This is a genomic window from Streptomyces sp. NPDC005866 (assembly GCF_040629895.1).
Taxonomy (GTDB): Bacteria; Actinomycetota; Actinomycetes; order Streptomycetales; family Streptomycetaceae; genus Streptomyces.
On sequence record NZ_JBEXWP010000003.1, the window covers coordinates 252,570 to 267,236 of the forward strand.

General features: G+C 68.5%; 11 protein-coding genes, 1 pseudogene and 1 riboswitch. Of the genes and pseudogenes, 6 read left to right on the top strand and 6 right to left on the bottom strand.

Going from position 1 to position 14,667, the window contains the following annotated elements; translation table 11 throughout:
- Positions 1 to 15: 15 nt before the first annotated feature.
- Together cydB and ABZ396_RS05960 are read right to left on the bottom strand one after the other, a co-directional pair.
- Complete coding sequence (gene cydB, locus ABZ396_RS05955) at positions 16 to 1,023, bottom strand: cytochrome d ubiquinol oxidase subunit II (protein WP_358915034.1); 1,008 nt, start codon at positions 1,021 to 1,023, stop codon at positions 16 to 18.
- A gap of 18 nt (positions 1,024 to 1,041) precedes the next feature.
- The gene (locus tag ABZ396_RS05960; protein WP_358915036.1) at positions 1,042 to 2,550 is read right to left on the bottom strand and encodes a cytochrome ubiquinol oxidase subunit I; all 1,509 of its coding nucleotides are present in this window, start codon (positions 2,548 to 2,550) and stop codon (positions 1,042 to 1,044) included.
- 152 nt (positions 2,551 to 2,702) lie between these two features.
- Between ABZ396_RS05960 and ABZ396_RS05965 the strand changes: the two are divergent.
- Positions 2,703 to 3,041 (top strand): annotated as a pseudogene (locus tag ABZ396_RS05965) (cyclophilin-like family protein); the annotation flags it as partial.
- Positions 3,042 to 3,170: 129 nt separating this feature from the next.
- Here the strand turns inward: ABZ396_RS05965 and hisC are convergent.
- On the bottom strand, positions 3,171 to 4,277 hold the full coding sequence (gene hisC / locus ABZ396_RS05970; RefSeq protein ID WP_358915038.1) for a histidinol-phosphate transaminase: 1,107 nt from the start codon (positions 4,275 to 4,277) through the stop codon (positions 3,171 to 3,173).
- A gap of 436 nt (positions 4,278 to 4,713) precedes the next feature.
- Here hisC and ABZ396_RS05975 point away from each other — a divergent pair, with 436 nt between their 5' ends.
- From ABZ396_RS05975 to ABZ396_RS05985, 3 genes are all read left to right on the top strand, one after another.
- Positions 4,714 to 5,826, top strand: a complete 1,113-nt coding sequence (locus ABZ396_RS05975) for a LacI family DNA-binding transcriptional regulator (RefSeq protein ID WP_358915040.1) — start codon at positions 4,714 to 4,716, stop codon at positions 5,824 to 5,826.
- A 286-nt stretch (positions 5,827 to 6,112) separates the two neighbouring features.
- Positions 6,113 to 7,201 (top strand): metallophosphoesterase, encoded by a 1,089-nt coding sequence (locus ABZ396_RS05980; protein WP_358915041.1) that lies wholly within the window; start codon positions 6,113 to 6,115, stop codon positions 7,199 to 7,201.
- A gap of 180 nt (positions 7,202 to 7,381) precedes the next feature.
- Positions 7,382 to 8,251, top strand: coding sequence for a hypothetical protein (locus ABZ396_RS05985; RefSeq protein ID WP_358915043.1), 870 nt, complete (start codon positions 7,382 to 7,384; stop codon positions 8,249 to 8,251).
- 258 nt (positions 8,252 to 8,509) lie between these two features.
- Here the strand turns inward: ABZ396_RS05985 and ABZ396_RS05990 are convergent, their stop codons facing one another.
- Entirely contained in the window at positions 8,510 to 8,710 is a 201-nt protein-coding gene (locus tag ABZ396_RS05990; protein WP_358915045.1) for a hypothetical protein, read from the bottom strand.
- A gap of 424 nt (positions 8,711 to 9,134) precedes the next feature.
- A complete protein-coding gene (locus ABZ396_RS05995; protein WP_358915047.1) occupies positions 9,135 to 9,686 on the bottom strand; it encodes a TetR/AcrR family transcriptional regulator in 552 nt (183 codons plus the stop codon).
- Between the two features lie 119 nt (positions 9,687 to 9,805).
- Here ABZ396_RS05995 and ABZ396_RS06000 point away from each other — a divergent pair, with 119 nt between their 5' ends.
- Positions 9,806 to 10,852, top strand: a complete 1,047-nt coding sequence (locus tag ABZ396_RS06000) for an aldo/keto reductase (RefSeq protein ID WP_358915049.1) — start codon at positions 9,806 to 9,808, stop codon at positions 10,850 to 10,852.
- 128 nt (positions 10,853 to 10,980) lie between these two features.
- Here the strand turns inward: ABZ396_RS06000 and thiC are convergent, their stop codons facing one another.
- Positions 10,981 to 12,801 carry a phosphomethylpyrimidine synthase ThiC gene (thiC, locus tag ABZ396_RS06005; RefSeq protein WP_358915051.1) on the bottom strand — a complete coding sequence of 607 codons (1,821 nt, stop codon included), beginning with the start codon at positions 12,799 to 12,801 and terminating at the stop codon, positions 10,981 to 10,983.
- Positions 12,794 to 12,971: riboswitch (TPP riboswitch) on the bottom strand. Its footprint overlaps the gene before it by 8 nt.
- Positions 12,972 to 13,042: 71 nt before the next feature.
- On the opposite strand from thiC, the gene ABZ396_RS06010 reads away from it, so the two are divergent.
- Positions 13,043 to 14,572, top strand: coding sequence for a YibE/F family protein (locus ABZ396_RS06010; protein ID WP_358915053.1), 1,530 nt, complete (start codon positions 13,043 to 13,045; stop codon positions 14,570 to 14,572).
- Positions 14,573 to 14,667: the final 95 nt, after the last annotated feature.

Here is a 14,667-nt window from a genome sequence, read left to right on the forward strand (position 1 = left end):
GGGGTCAGTACGGACTCAGTGCGCGGCTTCGGCTGCGATGTGCTGCGTACCGATCCGCTTGCGGAACACCCAGTACGTCCACCCCTGGTAGAGCATGACGAGCGGCGTGGCGATCGCCGCCAGCCAGGTCATGATCTTCAGGGTGTACGGGCTCGACGAGGCGTTGGTGACCGTGAGGCTCCAGCCCTCGTTGAGCGACGACGGCATGACGTTCGGGAAGAGCGACAGGAAGAGCATCGCCACGGCGGCCACAATGGTGATGCCGGACAGGGCGAATGCCCATCCCTCACGGCCGCGCAGGTTGGCCCCGAGGGCGACGCCCAGCGCGACGACCGCCACGACCAGGGCCACCAGGCTCTTGCCGTCTCCACTGTCGACCTGAGTCCACAGCAGGAAGACCAGCGCCAGCACGGCGGTGAGCAGCCCGACCCTGGTCGCCAGCTTTCGCGCCCGTACCCGGATGTCACCGACCGTCTTGAGTGCGGTGAACACCGTTCCGTGGAAGGTGAACAGGGTCAGTGTCACGAGTCCACCGAGCAGGGCATACGGGTTGAGCAGGTCCCAGACGTTGCCGACGTACTCGAAGTGCTGGTCGATCTTCACGCCCCGCACGATGTTCCCGAAGGCCACGCCCCACAGGAACGCCGGGATCAGCGAGGTCCAGAAGATCGCGGTCTCCCAGTTGCGCTGCCAGTTCTCCTCGGGCCGCTTCGCCCGGTACTCGAAGGCGACACCCCGGACGATCAGGCAGACCAGGATGACCAGCAGCGGCAGATAGAAGCCGGAGAACAGCGTGGCGTACCACTCGGGGAAGGCGGCGAAGGTCGCGCCGCCCGCGGTGAGCAGCCACACCTCGTTGCCGTCCCAGACGGGGCCGATCGTGTTGATCAGCACCCGCTTCTCCAGCCGGTCGCGGGCGAGCAGCTTGGTGAGGATGCCGACCCCGAAGTCGAAGCCCTCCAGGAAGAAGTAGCCGGTCCACAGGACGGCGATCAGGACGAACCAGACGTCGTGAAGTTCCATGACTGCGTCTCCCTCGGCCTAGTACGAGAAGGCCATCGGCTTGTCGGCGTCACGGGTCTCGCCGCCGATCTTCGTGGGCGGGTAGAGGTCGTCCTCGGTGAGCTCGGGCGGGCCGGCCTTGATGTACTTCACCAGCAGCTTGACCTCGACGACGGCGAGGACGGCGTAGAGCGCGGTGAAGGTGATCATCGAGATGAGGATCTCCGCCTGGGAGACACCGGGGGAGACGGCGTTACGGGTCTGCAGGACGCCGTAGACGACCCACGGCTGACGGCCCATCTCGGTGAAGATCCAACCCCAGGAGTCGGCGATCAGCGGGAAGCCGAGCGTCCAGATCGCCACCAGCCAGTACAGCCTGCCGAGCTTCGGGCTGAGGGCCTTGTTCTTGAAGAGGACCAGATGCGGCACCTCGTCCTCACCGACCCGCAGATGCTGCGGCAGCATGAACTTCTTGCGGGTCAGCCAGAGCCCGGCCAGGCCGATGGCGAAGGACGCCATACCGAAGCCGATCATCCAGCGGAACGCCCAGAAGGTGACGGGGATGATGGGCCGGTAGTCGCCGGCGCCGTACTTCTGCTGCTCGGTCTTGTTGGTGTCGTTGATGCCGGGGACGTACGAGTTGAAGTTGTCGTCGGCGAGGAACGACAGTATGCCGGGGATCGACAGCTCGACGCTGTTGTGGCCCTTGCTCACGTCGCCGTAGGCGAAGACCGAGAACGGTGCCGAGTTCTGGCCGTCCCACAGGGCCTCGGCGGCGGCCATCTTCATCGGCTGCTGCTTGAACATGACCTTGCCGAGGGTGTCGCCGCTGATCGCTGTGAGCAGGCCGGCGACGACCACGGTGACCAGACCCAGCCGCAGCGAGGTCTTCATCACGCTGATGTGCTTCTTGCGGAACAGGTGGAAGGCGGCGATGCCGACCATGAACGCGCCACCGGTCAGGAAGGACGCGGTCAGCGTGTGGAAGGCCTGGGCCAGGGCGGTGTTCTGGGTCAGGACGGCCCAGAAGTCGGTGAGCTCGGCGCGCCCCTTCACCTTGTCGATCTTGTAGCCGACGGGGTGCTGCATCCATGAGTTGGCCGCGAGGATGAAGTAGGCGGACAGGATCGTGCCGATGGAGACCATCCAGATACAGGCCAGATGGATCTTCTTGGGCAGCTTGTCCCAGCCGAAGATCCACAGCCCGATGAAGGTGGACTCGAAGAAGAAGGCGATCAACGCCTCGAAGGCGAGCGGGGCGCCGAAGATGTCACCGACGAACCGCGAGTAGTCCGACCAGTTCATGCCGAACTGGAACTCCTGCACGATGCCGGTGACCACACCCATCGCGATGTTGATGAGGAAGAGCTTGCCCCAGAACTTGGTCGCCCTGAGGTACCTCTCCTTCTCCGTGCGCACCCATGCGGTCTGCAGGCCGGCCGTGAGGGCGGCCAGCGAGATCGTCAGCGGGACGAACAGGAAGTGGTAGACGGTGGTGATGCCGAACTGCCAACGCGCCAGTGTCTCCGGCGCCAGGGCCAGGTCCACGTCGTCAGCCTCCTTACGTCGCCGTGGTACTGCGGCAATGTGCCTCGTTTGTCGCGTACATCACGGACCAAACGGGACGCGCTTGTGAATGCATTCACATTCACAAGCCATTATGACGCACCGATTTTCGACACAGCCAGGGGGGTCCCGCCGATCCCACTCCGACCGCCCAGGCCCTCGCTGAGGCGCTCCCCCTCGTCTCCACCGCACACACTGGGGCGAGGAGGTCTACTTCGACATAGGCGTCTCGGTTTCATCGTGGAACCGATGCCCAACAGGTCGTGGACCCGGGCGCGGCCTCCTTCTGGGCGGACGGCGACGCCCTCGCCCTCCCTTACGGGCCCACGCCCTTACGGGCCCACGCCGATTTCTCGAGGCAGCGAGTGCCGCCTCGCGAGCCCGTGCAATGTTCTCGGCCGCCTCGACGTCCCCGGCTGCTTTCCACGGTCCGGGACGGAGACCCCGTACGTGTGGAACTGGCCGACGGCTAAGGCTTCTTGCGACTGCCGTCGGCCAGAACTCACCAGGGCTGGAGCTCCTGCGACCAGACTCCTTGCGGCCAGACTCCTTGCGGCCAGAGCTCCTTCCGTACAGCTCCTTCCGGCTGGAGCTCCTAGCGGCTAAAGCTCCTTGCGGAAGTTCTCCGCCACCTTCAGGAAGATGTCATTCGCCTCGGTCTCCCCCACCGTCACGCGGACTCCCTCGCCCGGGAACGGCCGGATGACCGCGCCGTGCTCCTCGCAGAGCTGTGCGAAGGCCGTCGTACGCTCCCCCAGCCGCAGCCACACGAAGTTGGCCTGCGTCTCGGGCACCGTCCAGCCCTGAGCACGGAGTGCCCCGACCACGCGCTGCCGCTCGCACACCAGCGAGCCGACCCGGCCGAGCAGTTCGTCCTCGGCCCGCAGCGAGGCGATCGCCGCCTCCTGGGCGAGCTGGCTCACGCCGAACGGCACCGCCGTCTTGCGCAGCGCCGCCGCCACCGGCTCACGGGCGATCGCGAAGCCGACGCGCAGCCCGGCGAGGCCGTACGCCTTGGAGAAGGTCCGCAGGACACAGACGTTCGGCCGTTCCCGGTAGAGCTCGACACCGTCGGGTACCTCGGGGTCGCGGATGAACTCCCGGTAGGCCTCGTCAAGGACCACCAGAACATCGGCGGGGACCCGGTCCAGGAACCGCTCCAGCTCGGCCCGCTTCACAACGGTGCCGGTGGGGTTATTGGGGTTGCAGACGAAGATCAGGCGGGTGCGGTCGGTGATCGCCTCCGCCATCGCGTCCAGGTCGTGCACATCGCCGGGCGTGAGCGGAACCTGGACCGAGCGGGCGCCGCTGATCTGCGTGATGATCGGGTACGCCTCGAAGGACCGCCAGGCGTAGATCACCTCGTCGCCGGCGCCGCTGGTGGCCTGGATCAGCTGCTGGGCGACGCCGACCGAGCCGGTGCCGGTGGCCAGATGGCCGAGCGGGACACCGAAGCGGTCCGACAACTCGTTCATCAGCTCCGTGCACGCCATGTCCGGGTAGCGGTTGAAGGCGGCAGCGGCCGCGGTCACGGACTCCATCACACCGGGCAGCGGGGGATACGGGTTCTCGTTGGAGGAGAGCTTGTAGGCGGCCGGGCCATCGGCCGCGGTGCCTGCGGCAGTGGCGGCAGATTTGACACTGCGCCCCGGCTTGTAGCTGGGGATACCCTCCAGCTCGGCGCGCAGCTTGGGGCTCGTCTCGCTCACCGCAGTCCTCCTCGCGACCACCGGCGGACCGTCCGCGCCGCCGGCATCCATTACTGCTCACCTTATGAGGATTCGGCTCCGCTGCGTACAGCGGCGGAGCGAGCGAGCAGCCGGGGGCTGACCTCATCCGTCTCACCGGCATCACGGGCATCACCACACGAAGGCGCATTTTTCGGGGGCGCGCCCTACATATATCTACGCGCCGGTGGCTCGCGCCCTGGCGCGCATCACCCGTGAAGGTGAGTTGAGACCTCTTCGAAACATCGGGCACTTGGCAGGCCCATGCGTGCCGACACGTCACGTCTCACCATTGGATCGTTCAACTGACTTTCTTTCTAAGGCAGTTGACCATCTTTGACCTTGCAGAAACGTGCCTGTCAACGCGTGCATATGCGTCCGCACTACCCCACCGCATGAGCCCTACTATCGGCTCGCTATGACAGCAGCAGGGAAGCACCAGGTGAGCCGCGCGGAAACCTCTCGGCGAGGCAGCCGGCCGGGCCGGGCGGGCATCAGAGACGTGGCCGCCGCCGCCGGAGTCTCCATCACGACCGTCTCCGACGCCCTGAACGGCAAGGGCCGGCTCCCGGATGCCACCCGGCGCCATGTCCGCGAGGTCGCCGACCGGCTGGGGTACCGCCCATCAGCCGCCGCCCGCACCCTCCGTACCGGCAGGTCGGGACTCATCGGCCTGACCGTGACCACGTACGGGGATGAACCTTTCACCTTCACCGAGTTCGCGTACTTCGCAGAGATGGCACGGGCCGCCACCTCGGCCGCGCTCGCCCGCGGCTACGCCCTGGTGATCCTGCCGGCGACCTCACGCCACGACGTGTGGTCGAACGTCGCCCTGGACGGCACGGTTGTCATCGACCCCTCCGACCAGGACCCGGTGGTCAGCGAGCTGGTCCGGCAGGGGCTGCCGGTGGTCTCCGACGGCCGCCCGGCCGGTTCGCTCCCGGTCACCGCCTGGGTGGACAACGACCACGAAGCCGCCGTGCTCGGCATCCTCGACCATCTCGCCGCCGCGGGCGCCCGCCGGATCGGCCTGCTCACGGGCACCACGACGGACACGTACACACATCTGTCCACCACCGCCTACCTGCGCTGGTGCGAACGCGTCGGCCAGGATCCGGTCTACGAGGCCTACCCGGCGCACGACCCCTGCGCGGGCGCCGTCGCCGCCGACCGGCTGCTGGCCCGCCCGGACCGCCCCGACGCCGTCTACGGCCTCTTCGACCCCAACGGCACCGACCTGCTCGCCGCCGCCCGCCGCTACGGGCTGCGCGTCCCCGACGACCTGCTGCTGGTGTGCTGCAGCGAGTCGACCGTGTACGCCAACACCGAGCCGCCCGTCACCACGCTCTCCCTGAAGCCGCGCCGCATCGGCACGGCGGTGGTGCAACTGCTCATCGACGCGATCGAGGGAGTGGAGTCGGACCAGCCGGTCGAGCAGGTGATACCGACCGAACTGATCGTGCGTACCTCCTCCCAGCGACGCCCGCAGCGCACCACGGTCAGCCCGCCGCGGGCACCGGAGGAGGAGTAGCACGGCCGACCGTACGCGCGCACGGCCGGCCGTACACACACGGAAGCGGTCGACGCGCCTGCCGGGCGTCGTCGCAAGACGGCCGGCAGGTGATGAACGGCGGGTGGTCGAACCCCGGCCCAACCGGGGCGAAAGCCACGCTGAACTGGAGTCCTGCCCCGATTCACCACCCCTGGGTCATCACACGGCGCGACGGGCATTCCTATGATGGGCCCACGACACCGCGGGCCGCTGCGACCAGGCAGTCCGAAGCGGTGCAGATGCGGCGCGATGGTGGAGGGGTCTGATGACTCAGGGGGCCGGTCAGGGACCCGAGGCGGAGCGGACAGCGACGTTGCGCGACTTCCGGGTGCCCGCGTACGTCAACGAGACCGGTCCGTACGTGCAGAGCACCCACCCCGGCGACGTCGCCCCGCCACTCGACGAGCCGTACCCCGACGCACCTCCCGAGGGGTACACGCCCACCCAGCGTGACCTGCCCGTCATCAACCGCGGCGACACGCTCCAGATGCCCGTCGACCCGGCCGTCGCCCCGGCCGCCCAGCTCGCGGCCGGTCCCGGCCCGCTGTACGTCGTCGGGGACGTGCACGGATACTTCGACGACCTGATGGCCGCGCTGCGGGAGCAGGGCCTGGTCGACGCGGACGGGCACTGGTGTGCGGGCACCGCCCGGCTGTGGTTCCTCGGCGACTTCACCGACCGAGGCCCGGACGGCATCGGCGTCATCGACCTGGTGATGCGGCTGTCCGCCGAAGCAGCCGCGGCCGGCGGCTACTGCAAGGCCCTCATGGGCAACCACGAGCTGCTGCTGCTCGGCGCCAAGCGGTTCGGCGACACCCCCGTCAACTCCGGCGCGGGCACCGCCACCTTCCAGGCGGCCTGGCTGCTCAACGGCGGGCAGAAGAGCGACATGGACCGGCTCCAGGACCACCACCTCCAGTGGATGGCCCGCCTGGACGCGGTCGAGGAGGTCGACGGCTATCTGCTGGTCCACTCCGACACCACCGCCTACCTCGACTACGGCGACTCGATCGAGGCGGTCAACGACACGGTCCGCGAGACCATCACCCGCAACGACGCGGACGAGGTCTGGGATCTGTTCCGTAAGTTCACCAAGCGGTTCTCCTTCCGCGACGAGGGAGGTGCAGACGCCGTCCGTTCCCTTCTCGATACGTACGGCGGCACCCGCATCGTTCACGGGCACAGCCCGATTCCCTATCTGCTGGGGGAAGTCGGCTCCGAGGACGGCGAAGAGAGCACCGGCCCCGTTGTGGAGGGGCCGCACGTCTACGCGGACGGGCTCGCCATCGCCATGGACGGCGGAGTGACCATGGCCGGAAAGCTGCTGGTTAGGCAACTTCCGCTGGAGGTCTGAGCGTTCGGCACGCGCTTCTGTCCCCCGATGTCACACGCGGGCCATCCCCAATTTCCGGCAACCCCCTGTCACCGCGTGCCTTAACGGCTCTACCATCGGTTTATCCGTAGCAGGCTCCCCTCCGTTTCTGCCCGACGGCTCGCCGGCGTGCGAGCCCCAAGCCCTACGGAGCATCGGGGGATGCACATGAACAGCGTTCCGCAGCACCTGCACAGCGAGGACCGCCAGGAATACGAGCGGATCCTCGATGAGGCGCTGCGCTCCGCCCCTTCCCGTCCCGAACTGGCCGGTACAGGCCGGCGTTTGAACACCGAACAGCTGCGCACCATGGCGCTCAACGCCTCCGCACTGATAACGGCGGCCGCGGCGACCGAGTACCAGCACTATGTGAAGGTCCGCGAGGAACTGCGCAATCCGGCGCGGTCCACCCCGGCCACCGTCCAGGAATCCGGCTCCGCGGAGTCGGCCACGGGCGGTGCGACGGGGCTCGCCACCACCCTCGGCGAGGCCGCCGAGACCACGGGCGCCGGAGGTTTCGCCCTCGCCCTGGTCCTGGCACCCGTGCTCGCCGGCACCGCCGCCGCGATCTTCCTGCTCGTCGGCTACGTCCTGAAAATGCTGGATCCGGCCCCGGCGTTCGCCCAGACCATGCTCACCGCCGGCTGGGTGTTCGGCGTCCTGACCGCGGCCGCCATCATCATGGCCGGCGCGGGACTGCTGCTCACCGCTCTGCGCAACAGTCCCTCGCTGGAGGCCGGAGCCTACGGCGAACCCGGTGGGGAGGTGGCCAAGGCCAGGGATGCCTGGCGGGGCGCCCTGCTGGAACGCGGCATCCTGCCCTTCCTGCGGGAAGCGCTGGCCACCGAACCCGGCACGGCCGGACTGCGCCGTACGACCCCGTCGGGCCCGGGCAACCGGATGCCGCGCCTCGGTTACGACCGCCCTGGTTTCAGCACCGACGACGGCACCGCACCCGCCCCCCGGCCGAGTTTCACCAGCCCGGACTACAGCAGCCCGGACTTCGGAGGCCCGGAACACCAGCCGGAATAACCCGGCTTGCGCCCCCGGCCGGGGGCGCAAGCCGGACACCCACGCCAGCAGCTCGGCGGCTCCGTCGTTTTGGCATGCGGCAACTTGAACACGCACGTCAGCCGCACCGTGCGTGAGCCGATCGCCGCCCGGTTACGGCTGACCGTTTACCAACTGCCGCCGCACGCTCCCGACTTCAACGCCGTACCCGGTGCACGCGACTCCGGGAGTCACCGGCACGTCCGCCGGCGGCACGGGGTGATCGCTGCGCGCGGCCGTCTACTGGTAGCAGCCGCCAACGCACAGCACGGTGACCGTGCCGCTCTTGCCGGCCACCGCGGAGGTGGTTTGGTGAGTGGTGACCGCGGGGGTCTTGCTGGTCTCCCAGGGCATGGGGGCGGCCATGGCCTGGGGCGCGACGGCGGTGAAGGCTGCGGCGGCCACGAACACGGCGGCAACCGCACGCTTGCTCAGGCGCATCTGAACTCCTTGATGGACCAGTGAGGTTCGGCTGTCGGGCACGCCTCGGACCAACCCGCCAACGCCGACTGTCAGTCTCAATGTAGATGCGGCGACGTTGATCACGTGGGCGCATTGTGTGTCGACTGCCGTGACCTCAGTCGTCAGAGATCTGGCCGCGTACCTTGAACCTCAGGTGCAGCACCCTGTCGCCCTGGAGACCACGTGCGGTTCCTCCAGCAGTTGCTGCTCGTCGATGCCGCCGACGTAGCGTCTGCCCGACCCGAAAACCACAGGAAATGGTAGGACGCCCTCGGGGTACCACGCCTCGGGCGGGGAAACGATCGATGGCAGCCCCGCTCACCGCCGCCCCCGCACTGCGACCGGGGCAGACGGTGACGTCAGGTCTCCGGCTGCCCTAACCGGAGCACCGCGCGCGGACGGCTTACGGCCGGAAGCCGTCGATCGCCAGTTCCAGCAGGCGGTCGGCCTGGGCGGCGCCATCGGGGCCTTCGGGGGTACGCCACAGGCAGCTCATGAGCATGATGACGTCGCCGGGGTCGAGGCCAGGGCGCACCTCGCCGGCGCGTTCGCATGCGCCGAGGAGCCGGCCGACGGCGGCAGTGACGGAAACGGACGTCGTGCTGACGACCTCTTGTGCGGCGGCGGTGTTCAGCGCGTCGCCGAGGCCGTGCTTGAGGCGTACGTAGGCAGCGAGGCTGGTGAACCACTGCCGTAGCGCGTCCAGCGGGGCGTGGCCGGCCAGGACGTCCGGCACCGAGTCGACGAGGCGGTCCACATCGTGTCGGTAGACCTCCAGGATCAGCGCCTCACGGGTGGGGAAGTGCCGGTACAGCGTGCCGGGGCCGACGCCCGCGCGCTTGGCGATCGAGTTGAGCGAGGCGTTGGCGGACTCGGCGAGCACGTCGTGGGCGACCTGGAGGATCGCCTCCCGGTTCTTCAGGGCATCGGAGCGCTGCGGCGCGGCGTCGGGCATGGGTCCTCCTGGCGTGCGTGCGGTCGTCCGATTGCGAACCGGAGAGCTCTCCGCTAATGTCACAAAGGTCAAACGGAGAGCTCTCCGCTTGTTCTCGTTCCCATTGTAGGAGTCCCTTCGTGCGTTACATCAAGCTCGGCAGCACCGGCCTCGACGTCTCTCCTGTCGCCATCGGCGCCATGACCTACGGCGAGCCCGGCCGCGGCCACCCCGTCTGGTCTCTGGACGAGGAGACCAGCCGGCCCCTGATCAAGCACGCCCTCGAATCGGGCATCAACTTCTTCGACACCGCCAACCTCTACTCCTACGGCTCGAGCGAGGAGATCCTCGGCCGCGCCCTGAAGGACTTCGCGAACCGCGAGGACGTAGTCATCACCACCAAGATCCGCCACGTCATGCGCCCTGGCAGCCCCAACGGCGGCGGCCTGTCCCGCAAGGCGATCATGAGCGAGATCGATCACAGCCTGCGCCGCCTGGGCACCGACCACGTCGACATCCTCATGATCCACCGCCTCGACAACGACACGCCGCTGGAGGAGACCCTTCAAGCCCTGCACGACGTGGTGACGTCCGGCAAGGCCCGCTACATCGGCGCGTCCTCCATGCACGCCTGGCAGTTCGCCAAGGTTCTCCACCTCCAGGAGCGCCACGGCTGGGCCCGGTTCGTCACCCTGCAGGACCACTACAACCTGCTCGCCCGCGAGGAGGAGCGTGAAATGCTCCCGCTCTGCGCCGACGAGGGCATCGCCACCATGATCTGGAGCCCTCTCGCCCGCGGCCGCCTCGCCCGCCCCTTCGACCAGGCGAACGCCGGCGAGCGCTCCGCGACCGACGGCGCCTACGCCGACACGCTCTACACCAACACCGAAAGCGACCGGCAGATCATCGACGAGATCGGCGCCGTCGCCGAGGCCCGCGGCGTCACCCGCGCCCAGGTCGCCCTGGCCTGGCTGCGCCGCAACCCCGTCGTCGCGGCCCCCATCGTCGGCGCCCGCACGACGCAGCAGATCGACGACGCCGTCGCCTCGCTCGACCTCGACATCACCGACGAGGAGGCCCGCCGCCTGGAGGCGCCCTACACCCCCCGCCACGACTTCCAGGGCATCTCCGACGCACGCGAACTCGATCGCATCAAGGCCGCCATCCCCGGCTACGCCAACGTCTGATGCCGCAGCGGCCGCGCCGAGGTTTCCTTCACCCCGGCGCGGAGCCTGCCAGGAAAGAGCGACCAGATGGCGCCCGGCGCACCGAACCCACGAGTCCACTACGCGCGGGTCGTTCCGTGCGGCAACGACTATTCCGCCAGCGGCAGATACACCCGGTTGCCCGAGGCCGCGAACTCCTTCGACTTCTGGAGCATCCCCTCCGCGACCTCCTCGGGTGACGCCCCCTCGGCCGCAGCACCACCGAACCGCTCTGTGATGCTTTGGCTGATCTTCATCGAGCAGAACTTCGGCCCGCACATCGAGCAGAAGTGGGCCGTCTTCGCCGGCCCCGCCGGAAGCGTCTCGTCGTGGAACTCGCGGGCCGTGTCCGGGTCCAGGGCGAGGTTGAACTGGTCCTCCCACCGGAACTCGAAGCGGGCGTCGGACAGCGCGTCGTCCCACTCCTGCGCGCCCGGGTGGCCCTTGGCGAGGTCGGCCGCGTGGGCGGCGATCTTGTAGGTGATCACGCCGGTCTTCACGTCGTCCCGGTTGGGCAGGCCCAAGTGCTCCTTGGGGGTGACGTAGCAGAGCATTGCCGTGCCCCACCAGGCGATCATCGCGGCGCCGATACCGGAGGTGATGTGGTCGTACGCCGGTGCGACGTCCGTGGTCAGCGGGCCGAGCGTATAGAACGGAGCTTCATCGCAGATCTCCTGCTGAAGGTCGATGTTCTCCTTGATCTTGTGCATCGGGACGTGGCCCGGGCCTTCGATCATGGTCTGTACGTCGAAACGCTTGGCGATCCGGTTGAGTTCCCCTAGCGTGCGCAGTTCCGCGAACTGCGCCTCGTCGTTGGCGTCCGCGATGGAGCCGGGGCGCAGGCCGTCGCCCAGCGAGTACGTGACGTCGTAGGCGGCGAGGATCTCGCAGAGTTCCTCGAAGTTCTCGTACAGGAACGATTCCTTGTGGTGTGCGAGGCACCAGGCCGCCATGATCGAGCCGCCGCGCGAGACGATGCCGGTCTTGCGGTTGGCGGTGAGCGGCACATACGGCAGGCGCACGCCCGCGTGGACGGTCATGTAGTCCACGCCCTGTTCGGCCTGTTCGAGGACCGTGTCCTTGTAGATCTCCCAGGTCAGCTCCTCTGCCCTGCCGTCGACCTTCTCCAGGGCCTGGTAGAGCGGCACTGTGCCGATGGGGACGGGGGAGTTGCGCAGCACCCACTCGCGGGTGGTGTGGATGTTGCGTCCGGTGGACAGATCCATGACCGTGTCGGCGCCCCAGCGGGTCGCCCAGGTCATCTTCTCCACCTCCTCCTCGATGGATGAGGTCACCGCGGAGTTGCCGATGTTGGCGTTGACCTTCACCAGGAACCGCTTGCCGATGATCATCGGCTCGATCTCCGGGTGGTTGACGTTGGCCGGCAGCACGGCCCGTCCCGCCGCGATCTCCTCACGGACGACCTCGGGGGAGACGTTCTCGCGGATGGCCACGTACTCCATCTCCGGGGTGACCTCACCCCGGCGGGCATACGCCAGTTGAGTGACCGTCTCGCCGTCCCGGCTGCGGCGCGGCTGGCGTGGGCGGCCCGGGAAGACGGCGTCCAGGTTGCGCAGCCCGCCACGCGGCGCCGTGTGCTTGATCCCGTCGTCCTCGGGACGGACGGGCCGGCCCGCGTACTCGGCGGTGTCACCACGGGCGATGATCCAGTTCTCCCGCAGCGGCGGCAGGCCCCTGCGGACATCGGTCTCGACGAGCGGATCGGTGTACGGACCGGAGGTGTCGTAGAGCGACACCGACTGCCCGTTGGTGAGATGCACCTGACGGACCGGCACCCGGAGGTCGGGGCGCGAGCCCTCGACATACCCCTTGTGCCAGCCGATGGACTTCCCGGCCTCCTGGGGCGATTCGCCCGCAACGGGCTGTTCGTCCTGGCCGAAGGCAGGCGTGCGTGCGTCCTCGTTGGTCATGAGACCTACTCCCTACGCCGGCATTACCCGGTAACAGGTTCGGCGGTCGACGCAGCGGATTCCGTCGGGCGGCGTTTCATGTGAAACATCACTCGTTCCACGTGAAACATCGCGAATACGGAGGTCAGCGCCCTCTCAGCCCGGTGCTCCGAGCTCCCGCGTGTGCAAAGGTGCCTCCACGCTAGCGTCAATTCGGGCGCGGTGAACAGAGGGCCCCTGCCGTTCTTGCGATGATCGGGCGGTGACCACGACACAGCAGCACCCTTATCCGCCCCCTGAGCCGAGGCGCGGCAACGGCGCCACACAGGGCGGCGGAACCGGCCACGGGGGCCACGGTGCCGGTGACGGACACGACCACGGGCAGGGCGGCCGTCAGTACGACCACGGAAACGGCCTCAGCCATGACGACGGCCATGCCCACGGTCACCCGCCCGGTCAGGGGCCCGGCCAGGGCGGCTCCGGAGCAGGCGACGGGCACGGTCACTCGCACAGCCACAGCCACGGACCCGCCGCGCCCGTCTCCAAGCACCTGCGCAAGGTCATCGCGGCGATCCTCATCCCCTTCACCGCCGCGGTCGTGGCCGGCCTGGTGGTGCTGTGGCCCGGCGGTGCCCCGCCCCACGAGCGCACCGGCGTCGGCTTCGACCGCCAGACACAGGCGGCCACGGTCACCAAGGTCGTCTCAGTCAGCTGCAAGTCGGTCAACGCCTCCGGGGACAGCGCGACCGGTGACACCTCCACCGCCGAGGGCAGCTCCGCCCAGCAGGAGGAGAACGGCACCTGCAAGAAGGCGACGATCCGCGTCGACACCGGCAAGGACAAGGGCCGTACGTTCAACGAGATCGTGCAGCCCGACCAGTCACGCCAGTTGCACGAGGGCGAGAAGGTCGTGGTCGCGTACGAGCCCTCGGCGCCCAGGGACCTGCAGTACTCGGTCACCGATGTGAACCGGAAGTTCCCGATGGCGCTGCTGGCCGGGATCTTCGCACTCGCCGTCGTGGTGGTGGGCCGCCTGCGCGGTGTCATGGCGCTGGTCGCGCTGGCCGTCAGCTTCCTGGTGCTGACCCTGTTCATCCTCCCGGCGATCCTGCAGGGCTCCAACCCGCTGCTGGTGGCGGTGATCGGAGCGAGCGCCATCATGCTGATCGCCCTGTACATGTGCCACGGGCTCTCCGCGCGGACATCGGTGGCGGTCCTCGGCACGCTGGTCTCGCTGTGCCTGATCGGCGTCCTCGGCTCGGAGTTCATCAACTGGGCCGCGCTCACCGGCAACACCGACGACAACACCGGCCTGATCCACGGTCTGTACCCGTCGATCGACATGAGCGGTCTGCTGCTGGCCGGCGTCATCATCGGTTCGCTGGGTGTCCTGGACGACGTGACGGTGACCCAGACCTCGGCCGTCTGGGAACTGCACGAGGCCAACCCGACGATGGGCTGGCGCGGGCTGTACCGGGCCGGCATCCGTATCGGCCGCGACCACATCGCCTCCGTCGTCAACACCCTCGTCCTGGCCTACGCGGGCGCCGCGCTACCGCTGCTGCTGCTCTTCTCCATCGCACAGAGCAGCGTGGCGACGGTCGCCAACAGTGAGCTGGTGGCGGAGGAGATCGTGCGCACACTGGTCGGCTCGATCGGCCTGGTCGCCTCGGTGCCGGTCACCACACTGCTCGCGGCCCTGGTGGTCTCGGCCGACCGGCAGCGCAAGGAGGCGGTCGCGCCCGCGGAGGCCCCGGCGCGGGGCGGGCGAGGGCGACGCCGGAAGCGGTGAGGGGGCACTGGGCGGCGCACGAGGACGGCCGGGTGAGGAGAAGCGTTTCGGCACCCGTCCGGGGACGCTCAAGGCATCCGCTCGTGGCGTCGCCA